Raw genomic sequence first — 13,894 nt, 5'->3', positions numbered from 1 at the left:
TCTCCTTATTTACTAGAACCAGGGCTAAAAATAACTAAAATACTATTACTTCTCTTCCATCCGGACTGTCACCGTCGGTTTTGGAATCTCACCAAATCAACACTTCAATCGTGCTCGTGGACTTATTTTTATTAAAAATCACCACCGGTGGGGAATTCCACCCCGCCCTGAGAACGTATTAAAAAATATATTCATTATGTATAAAATACTTTTGGGTAGAAATCAAAATTCCAAAAATACGATGTCACCATCTTCAAGATCCAATTCATCCCGCAATTTGCTTTCGGCTATGAATTCAAGATAATTTTCTTCATGAGTGGTTTTGGCCGGAAATACAATTGCTCCGCTAATTTCATCATTCAAAGTAGCTTCGATATATTTTACAGCGCCAAATCCTTCATCCGGTTTGATTAAATTTTGACAGGAATTTTTAATCCCGTTGATTTCATCCAAATATTTATCGTCGACGACAACATTCAATGTTCCCGGGTACGGGATGAACCCCAAATTCTTCATGAACTCTTTTGTGTAAAATTCCTGTGAAAGGAAAAATGCGGCTTTGCCCAAACCGGTAGTAACTTCACCCTCAATTTTCATTGAATAACCTCTAATTAAATTACACATGATTAAAAATAATATTAAAATTTAACCGTGATTTCAATTTAATAAAATTATAAAATATAATATCTAGATTTGGATTAAGAAATATAGATACATTACTATGATTACTAGATTTTAGTTAATAAATATTTTTAAGAAATTTATTTAATTATTAAATCACAAAGTAATACTGATAACAAATTTATACAGGGTAATTGAAATGAAAATTAAAACTATCTCAACAGATGTATTGATTATTGGATCTGGTGGAGCGGGTTCAAGAGCAGCCATTGAAGTTGATGATGCTGGCTTAAAAGCAATAATCGTGTCAAAAGGTCTATCATTCAGGTCCGGCTGTACCGGAATGGCAGAAGGAGGATACAATGCAGTATTCAAAACCGTTGACAAGGACGATTCCATAGACGCCCATATCTTCGACACTTTGAAGGGCGGAAGCTATCTGAACGACAAAGAACTGGTTGAAATACTTGTTAATGAATCTCCAAAAAGACTGATTGACCTTGAAAACTACGGTGCACTCTTCGACAGGCAGGAATCAGGCCAGATAGATCAAAGGCCATTTGGAGGACAAACCTACAGACGAACCTGTTATCAGGGAGACAGAACCGGTGCGGAACTCTTGAACGCTCTTAAAGAGGAAATCATCAAAAGAGATATCGAATGCATTGAAGAGGTAATGATTACCTCACTGGTAACTGTTGAAGACCAGGTAATCGGTGCAACCGGTCTTGACCTAAAGGATTCCAGCCTGATTTACTTTAAGGCAAAATCCGTAATCCTTGCAAGTGGAGGAGCCGGACAATTATACCCTGTAACATCCAACACCTTCCAAAAGAACGGAGACGGATATGCAATGGCATACCGTGCCGGAGCAAATCTGGTTGATATGGAACAGATTCAGTTCCACCCGACAGGAATGGTGGCGCCCGAATCCAAAAAAGGTGTGCTTGTAACTGAAGCGGTGAGGGCTGAAGGTGGAAAGCTCATTAACAGCGAAGGCGAAAGATTCATGAGCAAATACGCCCCTGAAAAAATGGAACTGGCTACACGTGACGTTGTTGCCAGGTCAATCTATCAGGAAATAATTGAAGGAAGAGGAACTGAAAACGGCGGAGTATACCTTGACATTTCACACCTTGATGACGATTACATTGATGAAAAGCTTGAAACAATGGTTTTGCAGTTTGAAAATGTCGGCGTAGACATCAAGCATGGCCCGATAGAAGTGGCACCGACCGCACATCACTTCATGGGCGGTTTGAAAATAAACGCTGATGCATCAAGTTCACTTAAAAACCTGTTTGGAGCCGGAGAAGTCTGTGGTGGAGTTCACGGAGCAAACCGTTTGGGCGGTAACGCATTGGCCGATACACAAGTGTTCGGTAAAATCGCCGGTGTCAGCGCCGCTGAAGCCTGCAAAACCACCGACCTAAAAACAAACGAAGAGCAAGTTAACGAGGAAGCATCAAGAATTGAAGGTCTAATCAAAAAAGGTACAATCAAGCCACAGGAATTCAAAAACAGAATAAAAACACTGATGTGGGAAAAGGTAGCTATTGTACGTGAAGAGAAAACATTGAACGAAGCCCTAAAAGAACTTCAGGAAATGCAAAAGGAACTCAATAACTTAGACGTCAGCGATAAAATTCAATATAATGATGATTTGTTAACCGCCTTGGAAGTAATAAATATGGTTGAAATCTGCATTTTGACCGTGAAATCAGCAATATTGCGTAGGGAAAGCCGTGGCGCACACTTCAGATCTGATTTCCCCGAAACCAAGGACGAATGGAAAAAGAGTATAATAATAAATAAAAATAAAATTGAATTTGAAGCTAGATAGCTTCTTTCAATTCTTTAATAGCTTGTTTGGCTCTCGCATAGATTTCATCTTCGTCTAAAGTGGTTAATTTCTTATTTTCCATTAATATTTTACCATTGCAGATGGTGGTATCAACATTTGAACCGTTTGCAGAGTAAATAACATTGGAACTTAAAGATGAACTGTCCGGAACCATGTTGGCGCAATTGGTATCGATTAAAATAATATCGGCCTTTTTACCTACTTCTATAGAGCCGATTTCATCACTTAAACCTAAAGCTTCAGCACCTTTTATGGTAGCCATTTCAATGGCTTCGTCTGAATTTAAAACCTTAGGGTCGAGTGTGGAAACCTTTTGAAGCAGACTGGCGGTTTTTAATTCTTCAATCAAATCCAGATTATTGTTTGAAGAAGCACCATCAGTACCTATTGAAACACAGATGTCATTTTCCATCAATTTGGAAACAGGTGAAATTCCTGAAGCCAATTTCATGTTACTGCATGGGTTGTGGGAAACTTTAACGCCGTGCTTTTTAATTATTTCAATTTCATCATCGCTTAGCCATACGCAGTGTGCTGCAACAACATCAGGCCCTAAAAAGCCGATTTTTTCCAAATATTCAAATGGCCTTAAGCCTTTTTCATCTAAACTGTCATTGATTTCCTTTTGAGTTTCGGAAACATGTATATGGATTCCCATATTGTATTCGTCGGCCAATTCACGTACCTTAATAAGCAGTTCTTCGGATGCTGTATACGGAGAATGGGGACCGAAAAATACCTTGATCCTTCCATCTGCCATGCCATTGCAGGCATTGTACAATGCCAAGTTCTCCTTGATTTCGGCTTCTCTTTTCTCAGCATCGCCAAAATCAATCATTCCATATGATAATACTGCCCTAATGCCTGCATCATCAACTGCACGTGCCACATCTTCCATGTAAAAATACATGTCTGAAAATGTTGTTGTTCCTGATTTAATTAATTCGACTGCCCCTAAAAGAGCACCTATATAACAATAATCACCATTTAGATTGGCTTCCATAGGCCAAATATGATCATTTAACCAGCTGTCCAAACTTAAATCGTCGGCAAGACCTCTAAATAATGTCATTGATAAATGAGTATGAGTATTTACTAATCCGGGAAGTAAAATTTTGCCTTCCGCATCGATGATTTTATCGACGTTGCCATCGTCAATCTCATCGGAAATTTCAGCGATCAAATCATCCTTAATTAATAAAGATTGTTTCTTGTTTTCAAAATTGTTCGGATTTAAAATTAATGCGTTTTTAATCAAAATAGTATTATCCATAATAACACCTTTAAAAAATAAAAAAAAGAAATAGCTATAACTATTTATAAGTTTTTGATAGCTAATTTAATATCGTCAGCTTTAACAGTTTTACGTTTAGCGATTTTAGCAACACTGTTTGCTTCTTTAGCAACGTCACGAGCTACTTCTTCTAAGTAATCTGCTAATGCTGCTTTTGCATCATCACTAACTCTTTCTGCGCCAGCTTCTTTAATGATTCTTGCGATAGGAGCTTTTGGTATTTCAGACATATTTTCACCTCACAAAATTCAATTTTAACTTATGATTAATATGAATTAATAATAAGTTAAATAAGATATAAGATATCTTAATATTTAAATATTGTGCTAAATTATGCCATATTTCAAGATTAGTTATGTTATAATTCTAAAATTTAGAATTAAAAGTAATAATTTTAATATTCATCAATGAAAAATATTAATAATATAATTTAAATATTAATATAAGAAAATAAATTTGAGAAGATAATGATGAAAATAAAAATTGCTGTTCCTTCCAAAGGAAGAATAAGTGAGCCTTCAATAAACATCTTAGAAAAAGCAGGATTAGGATTAATAGATAAAAATAATCGTAAATTAATTTCTAAAACATTTAATGAAAATATAGAAGTAATGTTTGCCAGAGCATCCGATATTCCTGAATTTGTCAATGATGGTGTTGCTGATATGGGAATAACAGGTGTGGATTTAATTAAAGAAAGCGAAGCAGAAGTACTGGAATTGCTTGATTTAAAATTCGGACAAACAAAACTTGTTTTAGCAGCTCCAGAAGAATCAAATATTAACAGTGTAGATGACATTAAGGATGACATGAAAGTGGCAACTGAATTTCCTGTCTTAACACAAAAATATTTAGAGGAAAAGGGTTTAAACCTTAAAATCGTTAAATTAAGCGGGTCCACTGAAGCGGCTCCTTTCATTGGTATTGCCGATTTGATTACAGATTTGACCAGTACAGGCACAACACTTAAAATGAACCATTTGGAAATAATCGATATAATCCTAAACAGTACAATAAAGCTCATTGCAAATCATGACAGTTTTAATGAGAAAAAGGAATTGATTGAATCCGTCAGTACAAGTATAAAAGGTGTGCTTGATGCGGATAGGAAAAAATTAATCATGATGAACGTCTATGAAAATGATTTGGATAATGTTAAACAGGTGATGCCTTCAATGGGTGGTTTAACAATATCAGAAGTGTTATCCGACCAAAAAACAGTTGCTGTACAAGCAGTAATTGATGAAAAACAAGTTTTTGAACTTGTCAATGACCTGAGAACTGCAGGTGCACGCGATATTCTAGTTGTTCCAATTGAAAGAATCATATAGGTGATTAAAATTTTCAAATTAAAAAACATAATTTCAATAAAGGACTTTGAAAGGGAAGATGTCGAATATATTCTTGATGAAGCGGCAAAATTAGAAGATATTGCTCAATCTAAAGAAGTTTCTGAAGAATTGAAAGGTAAACTCCTCGGTCTAATGTTTTTTGAACCATCAACAAGGACAAAAATGTCATTCGAAACAGCGATTAAAAGACTGGGTGGAGATGGAATAGGTTTTGAAAACAGCGGATCCAGTTCCGTTTCTAAAGGTGAAAGCATTGCCGATACCGCAAAAATGTTTGAAGGCTATTGCGATGCGTTAGTAATAAGGCATGAGCTTGAAGGAGTATCAAAATTCATATCAGACATCGTTGATGTTCCTGTTATCAATGCCGGTGACGGTGCAGGTCAACATCCAACACAAACATTGCTGGACCTATACACAATCAAAAAAGAAATAGGAAAAATCGATGATTTAAAAATCGCCTTGATTGGAGATTTGAAATACGGTCGTACCGTGCATTCATTGTCAAATGCATTGGGCCTTTTCAAAAACATTAAAATATACCTGGTATCCCCACCGGAACTTAGAATGCCTCAGGAAATTCTCCATGATCTAAACAAAACTAATGTGGAATATGTCGTGGCGGATAATATCAGTGAAGTCATTGATGATGTAAACGTTTTATACGTTACCAGAATCCAAAAAGAGCGTTTCATTGACATTGAAGATTATTTGAAAATCAAGGGTGCATATATAATAAACAAAAAAATGTTGGAAGGAAAAGATTTAATCGTGATGCATCCATTGCCTAGAATCGATGAAATAGACACGGATGTTGATGATACCAAATACAATAAGTATTTCGTTCAGGCAGCCAATGCGGTTCCAGTGAGAATGGCAATTTTAAAAACATTAATAAAAAACAACCCTAAATAGTATAGAGGGCTGTTTCAAGTAAAGTTTCATCGCATTGGAGTTTGATTATATTAGTTCTTCCTTTTCCACGGCCGCGTGAAATGGTATTGGTTGAGATAATACCTAACAATTCAAGTTCATTGATAAAATCAAAGATTCTTCTATATGTCACGGCATCGCCTTTGGAAATATCTGTGTATGATTCGTAAAGTTTTCCTGAAGTTATTTCCTCTTTTTGCTTGGTTAATGTTAAAATAGCTTCAAGAAGCCTTTGTTGCTGAAGAGGTAATGTGGATAAAATTTCACTGACTTTATTGTGTTCAATTCTGTCCTTAGCCCTTTTTACATATTCGCTTGTGACTTTTTCTGATGCGTCATCATAAGCCAATTCACCAGCGTTTTTAAGCAAATCCAAAGCGTATCTTGCATCACCTTCTTCCTTAGCGGCCATTGCAGAGCATAACGGAATCACATCATCATCCAAAACACCTTCATTGAATGATAATGCTGCCCTTTCAGATAATATATCAGCCAGCTGATCTGCACCATAAGGTGGAAAGACTATTTCCTTATCATTTAAACTGCTTGTCACTCTTGATTTGATTAAATTTTTAAAATCAAGATAGTTACTGATTGACAATACTGCAACATTGTTTGTTCTGGTTAGTGTATACAGTATTCCGTCACCGTCCTTGTCAAGCAGAATATCGATTTCGTCTAAAATAACAATCAGAAGCAATTTCTTACCGAATGCGTTTGTTCGAAACAGGTCTCTGAATGCGTTTACAATTTCTCCTTTGGTCCATCCACGGCTAGGTACGTCACGTCCAAGCCTGTTACATAATTCTGCAATAACCTGATATTCGGTTGTGAAATCTGTACATCTGATATGTTCAACTTTAACGAAGGCGTTTTCATTGCTTGCAGCTTCAATAAGTTGTTCCCGTGCAAATTTTGATGCAGCGGTTTTTCCTGTTCCTGTCTTACCGTAGAGAGTCATGTTAGAAGGTGTCACACCATCTAAAGCATCAACCCAATTTTTTGCAATTTCACGTATTTGTTCATCTCTGTGTACTAACTTGTCAGGCAAAAATCTATGATCGAGAGGTTTCTTGTCTTTGAAAATATTATTCTGACGACGACCTCCGAACAGACTTTCATCTTCAAAAATGTTTGCCATAATCTCACCTTAAAAATAATTATTACCAATTGACATAAAATTATAAATTTACAATAAGTATAATTTCCAGTGTTAATAATATAAAATAGGTATTTAATAAAGGTTTTTATTACAAATTGATGTAAAAGTATGAAAATTGCTTTTTTGGTAAAAATTTATTTTAATAAAAAGCATTGAAAATTAAAATTGATGAATATAAAATCGATAATGAAATAAAAAACAGTATTTATAAATCCATTTTGATTTTAGGATAATGTAATCTAATTTAAAAATAAATATGAAATAGTACAATTTCAAATATAAGATAACAATTTCAAGTGTAAATATTTGGAAAAAATATAAATTTTGAAGTGCTGAAAAGGCCTAAAAAGGAAAATTTCAAAAAAAATTTTCATGAGTAATACTAAAGACAGAGAGGTCCATTTCAAGTGTAATGTAATTTTGAAAAAAACCAAAATCGAGGGGTCAATTTCAAGTGTAACTTAAATGGATGAAAAACGAGATTCATCAAAAAAATTAAAAATAAAAAATATTTCCCAAATCAGGAAATGGTCGATAATGAGGGAGATTAATTTCAACTGTTTACAGTGGAAATACACCCCTTCATTCCTAAAGTATCCGTGAAATGTTTACACTTGAAACATATCTCTCCCTCTCTAAATGAACATGTCGTTTTCATTGGAGGGATTAACATTAACGATGGGTCTGCCAAATTTCTGGTCGATTAACCAGATACAGTGTAATTTTGATTTGAAAACTTTTTTAATGGTTTTTATCAATTCATTTTTAGTCAAACCATCTTCAAAGATTTGATCTGTAACAACAAACTGCTGCAAAATATCATTTGAAACTTTCAGCTCGAAATCTACCATGAAACTGTTTAAACCGAAGTTCAATGCCATTATGAAATCCTTCTGGGTCATGCTGTCGGCTTGTCTCATCAAATTCATGTGTTCGGGAGCAACCTGAGTAGCGCATGCAATCACAATGCAGTCTTTTCCTTCAGGTTTGACAACATCCATAATGTTATCTTTTGGAAATTCTACGATAAAATGGAAATCAGCATTTTCGTCATATTTGACTTCTCTTAACAAATCCTCATCGGATAACCATTGCTTTACATTTTCTTCAATGCCCATAGTATCATCTTTTAAAAAAATTTATAATAAATTATTTATTTTTTTATTATATATATTAAACTATGATTGAATATAATGGCATTGTAAATGATATCATAGGATTAAAATTGACATCAATGGAATTGTTTATTTTCATTGTTTCAGCATTAGTGTTGTCATTGGCAATAGACGTTATATTCGGAGAGCTGCCAACAAGAATTCATCCTGTGGTGATTATAGGATCATTGATTGATTTTTTCAAAAAACTCTTTATTGAAATGAAAAACAGGCTCTCAGGACTATTGGTTGTAATCGGCGTTTGTGCGGTTTCAAGCGTTATTTTATATATAATTTATTTGTTTTCTTCATTGAATGGAATCATATTGTTCATCATATTCTCAATACTTCTGTCTTCAACGTTTTCTGTCAAAATGTTAATTCAAACAGCAATCGACGTGAAAAAGGCATTGGATGACAGTATAGAAAAAGCCAGGAAACTGGTGTCCTATCTGGTGAGTCGTGATACTGAAGAGCTGACAGAATCATTCATTGTATCTGCAACAATTGAAAGTCTCACTGAAAATATAACAGATTCATATGTCGCACCTGTCTTTTATTATTTCATTTTCGGATTGATAATATTACATTATCCGATTGATAACAGTCTCTTTTATTTATTGCTGATACCTATGTTTTATAGAATTTCAAATACCATGGATGCAATGCTTGGTTATAAAAGCGAGGAATTATCCTATATCGGTTATTTTCCTGCAAAAATAGATGACGTATTGAATTATATACCGGCCAGGATTTCAGGCATTTTTGTAGTATTTTCAGCATATCTGCTTGGTCTTGACGGGAAAAATGCATATAAAATCATGATGAGAGATGCCAGAAAATGTCCTTCCCCAAATTCAGGATACACAATGGCAACTACTGCAGGAGCTCTAAACATCCAATTAATCAAAAAAGAAACTTATATTTTAGGTGATGACAATAAAGATATAACAGCGGATGACATTTCAAAGGCCGTCAAACTATCAAAAACAACAATCATATTATATACAATAACAATAATTTTATTATTCGCTTTATTATTTGGGATATTATGAGAATTGCTATAATTTCTGTGTCAGATAAAGGTCAAAAACTTGCTTTTGACTTGAAGGAAAAATTGGATTCGGATTCAACAATAATAAAATGTGATTTATACCATAAAAATGTTAAAAAGTATTTTCCAATTTTGTTTTATGAATATGATGCAATAATAGCTATTATGGCTTCTGGAATTCTAATAAGATCCATCGCCCCATTAGTCGAAAGTAAAACAACAGATCCTGCCGTTGTTAATATAGATGACAATGGAAAATTTGTGATTTCATCACTTTCAGGCCATCTTGGCGGTGCCAATGAACTTACAAATAAAATCGCCGAGTTGATTAATGCAACACCGGTTATCACAACATCAACGGATGTGAATAACAAGTTAGGAATTGATGTTTTAGCTCGGGACTTATATTTGTCTATTAAGAATCCTGAAGAGATTTTACATTTCAACAAATCAATTTTAGAAGGTCGAGAGATTTTGCTGACGGTAAATCCGAATAAAAATTTTGACTATCTGATTGAATATTTGAGCAACAACGACCGTGAAATCAACATATCCATTATTTATTCATCAAAAGCAGATCCCGATGAAGTAATTGTCAGCCTGGATGAACATGAACTGATTCTTAAGGAGAAAAAAATAGTTGTCGGAATCGGCTGCAGACGTGATAAGGAGTATGAAAAAATATATGATGGATTTGCCAAATCTTTAGAAGAATTAAAAATATCATCTTCAAGAGTGAATCTTTTAGCTTCGGCTGAAATAAAAAAGGATGAAAATGGTATTTTGGAATTATCCGAAAATCTTGATATACCTGTTAAATTTGTCGAGCTCGATAAGCTGAAAATGTTTGAATCAAGCGATGTTGCAAAATCAGATTTTGTATATTCAAAATTCGGTATTTATGGAGTTTGTGAACCTTCAGCGCTGATTATGGCAGGATATGATTCAAAGCTGATTTATAAAAAGACATCATACGATGGTGTTACAATAGCCGTAGCGATTTCAAAATGAAAAAAGAGTAAAAGCTATTTAAATAGCTTCTAATTTTGAAAGAACTTCCCAAATTAAAGTTCTTGCGTGAACAGGAATATTAGGATCATTACTGATTTCATCTAATTTTCCAAGGACTGTACTTATCCTCACTGATTGATCTTGTTCTTCATCTTTTAGTAAATCTGAAGATTGACTTGCTGCTTCTCTAATATTACGAGGAACAGTATTGTTATCTGAAATATAGTTAAGTATTTCACATACTTCTTCAATTGCTTGATTACTCATTAGATTCCCTCCATAATAAAATTGATTAAAAAAAGTAAGATAACTATTAGATAAATATTTGTTACCAATCAATTTAAATACTTTTTGGTATTATGTAGAAAAATTTATATTTAATTAAATTGAATTATTATACATGTCTGATAAAAGCAAAACAACAATAAACTTACCTGTAGATTTAAAAAAAGAGTTAAAAAAATTAGCAATTGATGAAGATACTTCTCTATCAGGATTAATAATTAAAATGATTGAAGAAGGATTAGTCAACAGAAATAAAAGAGATTTAATTGAAGAAGACTAATCATCTTCAGTTGAATTCAGCATTAATGAAATGAATTGAGTTTTTGCAGTTTCTTCAACAAAAACTGCAAGAAGCATAGCTTCTTTTAACTCGTCACTGACGCAAACCACACCATGATTTTTCAATATTAACACGTCTTCATCGCCAAGTCCTTCAACAGCGCTTTTTGCAAGCTCATTGCTTCCTGGCTTTTCATATTCAATGAAAGGCAAATAAGGATTTTTTATTTCTCCAAAACCTTCCAGTCTTTTGAGTTTTTTATCTGAAAAAGCAAAGCCTGTTGCATAAGGGGAATGGGTATGGACAATTGCTTTGACATCTGATCTCTTTTTATATATCTCCAAGTGCATGTTGACTTCGGAAGAGGGTTTGCCTTTGGTCAACTCCTCTGCATCCATATTGACCAACACGATATCTTCCTCGTCAAGGTTTGATAATGATTTTAAAGTGGGTGTGATTGCAACCACATTTCCAAATCTTGCGCTTACATTTCCGGCCTTGCCTGAAACAAGGCCCTTGTCATAAATTTCATTACAAACGCTGATTATTTCAGCAACATTTTTTTTCATTAAATTAACCTCTTATATGAATTTGAAGTGTTTATATTTTCCTTTATGAAGTATAGGAACTTCAGCAGGAGTAGGTTCAATATTATAAATTTTTTGGAACTCGGTTTGAGTCTGGAAAGTACCTGAGTTAATTAGATGCACTCCCTTGTATTTTCTGTAGCTGTTAACGTGAACGTGGCCTGTGTGTAGGACATCAGGAACCTCATCAATAACAAGATAATCTTCAAGTTCTGATGCAAGCGGAGTTCTTTCACCATAAAGCGGTGCTAAAAGTCTTTTTTCTAGTAATTCCTGCATTATTTCATCATTCTTTTCATAGGTGAACTGTTTCACTGCCATTACCATATCGTCAAAGCTGCGTCCGTGGTAAATCAAAACATTGATTCCGTCAAGTGAAACCACACCAGGATTTGAAATGAATTCCACATTATCAAGTTCGTATAAGGCTTTTGCATATTCTTCCGGCACGGCTGGCTGAGGTTCTGCCACTCTTGATGCATCGTGGTTTCCGGGAGCGATTATGATTTTAATATCACTTCTTATGTTTCCTAAAAATCTGGCTGCCTCGTTATATTGTTCGGTAATGTCTTTAATTACAAGTTCCTTATCCTGATTCGGATACACTCCAATACCGTCCACAATATCTCCGCCTATTATCAGATATTTGACATCTTCAGCAACTTTTCTTTGCTCTTCAGTACCCTGTTCACAGTTAATCCAGTCGATAAATCTTTGGAATGCGTCTTCAAGAAATGTCAAGCTGCCTATGTGGACATCTGATAGGAATACAATACCGAAATCCATTTTCTTTTCCGGAACGCTCATAACACCCGGGTTTATGATTTCCTGGCCGAATGCAAATCTTGAATCTTCACTTTTATTTGCGATAACTCCTACAACCTCATCTTTGACAAGTTTTTCGGCTTCGGCAAATAACTGTTCGTTTTTGTTTGAAAATAGGATGGACATGTTTCCGGTGTCGTCCTCGAATTCCACGATTTTATGACCGTTTTTACTTGATCTGATTTCACGAACCATCAATATCAAACTTAAACTTTCCATTCCGTCATCGATATCAGCGATTTTAGTGTAGTTTCTAAGTTCGGGTCTTCTTGACAGGATTTTTGCCAGTTTTTCGTATCTGCTTCTGAAATAGGCAATCAGGTTTTCGAGCTCTCCACTTGTGTATGATTTTTTACTTGTGTCCTGTATAACTTTAAAATCATATTTGACATTAGTTTTTTGCTCGTTTCGTTTAAATTTGATTTTAGTGTCTTTAATAGTTTCAGAAGCTTCTTGAATTACTTCATTAACATATTTTTCAGGTTTATCACTTTCTTTTTTAAGCGTATCTATTGAAGAAGGCTTTTGAGAACTTTTTTCATTTTGTGGTGTTTTATCAACTGTTTTAGGAGTTTCATTTTCAGTTAAAGTGCTTTTATTTTCACTTGTTTTATTGCCCAGTATTTCATCGATGGTTTCACCACTAACTGATACTAAGTCTTTTGAAGTAAATTTATCACTTTTTAATTTAACTATTAAAGAAGATGCAAAGTTTATAGGATTTTCTGCATTAATGACTTTATCATAAGCTTCAGGTGATAGGTTTATTCCTTTTTTTGCAAATTTTAATAGAATTTTATTAGTTGACATATTGATAAAAATTTTATTTTTTTATATTAATAAACTTTGAGAATTTGGAAAAACAATATTAATTTCAAAACGTAATTTGGGTTATATTTATTATATATTAGACATATATTTTAACATATTATATAATCTGTATTTAAGAGATTAATGATAGTGATAAAATGGCAAGTAAAATACTTAGAATCGTATTAATAGTAGTGTTATTCATTGTATTTTTCGAATTAGGTCTTTTTAGTTCATATACTATCGTTACAGCTGAAGCTCCTAACGTTCAGGGATTGATAGATATGCAAATTTCTAAAATTCAAGATTTCTTCAATCCTGAAAAAGTAAATGATGTTTTAATAAAAGACCCTACTCCTGTCAATATTTCAAATAAAAAGGATGTGGCGCTTAAGATGGAATCGCTATCGCAGGTAGATGGCGTAAATATCAATTCAATGAACATTACAACATTTGATGACACTGATGACAATGAAAATATAACCGTAAATATTGAAGCGCTGGGTTACGCTTCACCTAAATCAACTTCCGGTCAGATTGTTATCAGCCAGGATCCGTCATATAAAGTAATAGCTACAGCGCAGGCATCTTTCAAGGAAAATGGTTTGAGGGTAGATGAAAATACATTAGCAATCACATCTATTTTAAAATTGTACTAGTGA

Annotated in this window: 15 protein-coding genes and 1 riboswitch; of the genes, 7 read left to right on the top strand and 8 right to left on the bottom strand. The window is 34.0% G+C overall.

Annotated elements, in window-relative coordinates:
- Positions 1–44 precede the first annotated feature (44 nt).
- Positions 45–180: riboswitch (FMN riboswitch) on the bottom strand.
- Between the two features lie 42 nt (positions 181–222).
- The gene (locus IJF99_RS01980; RefSeq protein WP_292791364.1) at positions 223–597 is read right to left on the bottom strand and encodes a DUF120 domain-containing protein; all 375 of its coding nucleotides are present in this window, start codon (positions 595–597) and stop codon (positions 223–225) included.
- A gap of 223 nt (positions 598–820) precedes the next feature.
- On the opposite strand from IJF99_RS01980, the gene tfrA reads away from it, so the two are divergent.
- A complete protein-coding gene (gene tfrA, locus IJF99_RS01975; protein ID WP_292791361.1) occupies positions 821–2,464 on the top strand; it encodes a fumarate reductase (CoM/CoB) subunit TfrA in 1,644 nt (547 codons plus the stop codon).
- On the opposite strand, the gene IJF99_RS01970 is transcribed toward tfrA, so the two are convergent.
- Positions 2,457–3,761: an amidohydrolase family protein gene (locus tag IJF99_RS01970; protein WP_292791411.1), complete on the bottom strand. Its 1,305-nt coding sequence runs from the start codon at positions 3,759–3,761 to the stop codon at positions 2,457–2,459. The genes tfrA and IJF99_RS01970 overlap by 8 nt on opposite strands.
- A gap of 41 nt (positions 3,762–3,802) precedes the next feature.
- On the bottom strand, positions 3,803–4,009 hold the full coding sequence (locus tag IJF99_RS01965) for a histone family protein (protein WP_292791359.1): 207 nt from the start codon (positions 4,007–4,009) through the stop codon (positions 3,803–3,805).
- A gap of 240 nt (positions 4,010–4,249) precedes the next feature.
- Between IJF99_RS01965 and hisG the strand changes: the two genes are divergently transcribed.
- On the top strand, positions 4,250–5,110 hold the full coding sequence (gene hisG / locus IJF99_RS01960) for an ATP phosphoribosyltransferase (protein ID WP_292791356.1): 861 nt from the start codon (positions 4,250–4,252) through the stop codon (positions 5,108–5,110).
- Positions 5,111–6,046 (top strand): aspartate carbamoyltransferase, encoded by a 936-nt coding sequence (gene pyrB, locus IJF99_RS01955; protein WP_292791353.1) that lies wholly within the window; start codon positions 5,111–5,113, stop codon positions 6,044–6,046.
- Here pyrB and IJF99_RS01950 read toward each other — a convergent pair.
- Positions 6,039–7,205, bottom strand: a complete 1,167-nt coding sequence (locus IJF99_RS01950; RefSeq protein WP_292791351.1) for a Cdc6/Cdc18 family protein — start codon at positions 7,203–7,205, stop codon at positions 6,039–6,041. The genes pyrB and IJF99_RS01950 overlap by 8 nt on opposite strands.
- 656 nt (positions 7,206–7,861) lie before the next feature.
- Entirely contained in the window at positions 7,862–8,344 is a 483-nt protein-coding gene (locus IJF99_RS01945) for a DUF2299 family protein (protein WP_292791349.1), read from the bottom strand.
- Positions 8,345–8,406: 62 nt separating this feature from the next.
- Here IJF99_RS01945 and IJF99_RS01940 point away from each other — a divergent pair, with 62 nt between their 5' ends.
- Both IJF99_RS01940 and IJF99_RS01935 read left to right on the top strand, forming a co-directional pair.
- On the top strand, positions 8,407–9,435 hold the full coding sequence (locus tag IJF99_RS01940) for a cobalamin biosynthesis protein (RefSeq protein WP_292791347.1): 1,029 nt from the start codon (positions 8,407–8,409) through the stop codon (positions 9,433–9,435).
- Positions 9,432–10,445: a cobalt-precorrin 5A hydrolase gene (locus IJF99_RS01935; RefSeq protein ID WP_292791345.1), complete on the top strand. Its 1,014-nt coding sequence runs from the start codon at positions 9,432–9,434 to the stop codon at positions 10,443–10,445. The genes IJF99_RS01940 and IJF99_RS01935 overlap by 4 nt, the downstream gene beginning before the upstream one ends.
- Before the next feature lie 18 nt (positions 10,446–10,463).
- Here the strand turns inward: IJF99_RS01935 and IJF99_RS01930 are convergent, their stop codons facing one another.
- Positions 10,464–10,712 carry a UPF0147 family protein gene (locus IJF99_RS01930; RefSeq protein ID WP_292791343.1) on the bottom strand — a complete coding sequence of 83 codons (249 nt, stop codon included), beginning with the start codon at positions 10,710–10,712 and terminating at the stop codon, positions 10,464–10,466.
- Between the two features lie 133 nt (positions 10,713–10,845).
- Between IJF99_RS01930 and IJF99_RS01925 the strand changes: the two genes are divergently transcribed.
- Complete coding sequence (locus IJF99_RS01925; RefSeq protein WP_292791340.1) at positions 10,846–11,010, top strand: Met repressor; 165 nt, start codon at positions 10,846–10,848, stop codon at positions 11,008–11,010.
- Here IJF99_RS01925 and IJF99_RS01920 read toward each other — a convergent pair.
- Both IJF99_RS01920 and IJF99_RS01915 read right to left on the bottom strand, forming a co-directional pair.
- Complete coding sequence (locus tag IJF99_RS01920) at positions 11,007–11,579, bottom strand: class II aldolase/adducin family protein (protein ID WP_292791337.1); 573 nt, start codon at positions 11,577–11,579, stop codon at positions 11,007–11,009. The genes IJF99_RS01925 and IJF99_RS01920 overlap by 4 nt on opposite strands.
- A gap of 12 nt (positions 11,580–11,591) precedes the next feature.
- Positions 11,592–13,232, bottom strand: coding sequence for a DNA-directed DNA polymerase II small subunit (locus IJF99_RS01915; protein ID WP_292791334.1), 1,641 nt, complete (start codon positions 13,230–13,232; stop codon positions 11,592–11,594).
- A 158-nt stretch (positions 13,233–13,390) separates the two neighbouring features.
- Here IJF99_RS01915 and IJF99_RS01910 point away from each other — a divergent pair, with 158 nt between their 5' ends.
- Positions 13,391–13,891: a hypothetical protein gene (locus IJF99_RS01910; protein ID WP_292791331.1), complete on the top strand. Its 501-nt coding sequence runs from the start codon at positions 13,391–13,393 to the stop codon at positions 13,889–13,891.
- The last annotated feature ends 3 nt before the right edge of the window (positions 13,892–13,894 follow it).

It is taken from the genome of Methanobrevibacter sp. (assembly GCF_017406825.1).
Taxonomy (GTDB): Archaea; Methanobacteriota; Methanobacteria; order Methanobacteriales; family Methanobacteriaceae; genus Methanocatella.
This window is presented reverse-complemented; position numbering and strand designations above follow the sequence as displayed.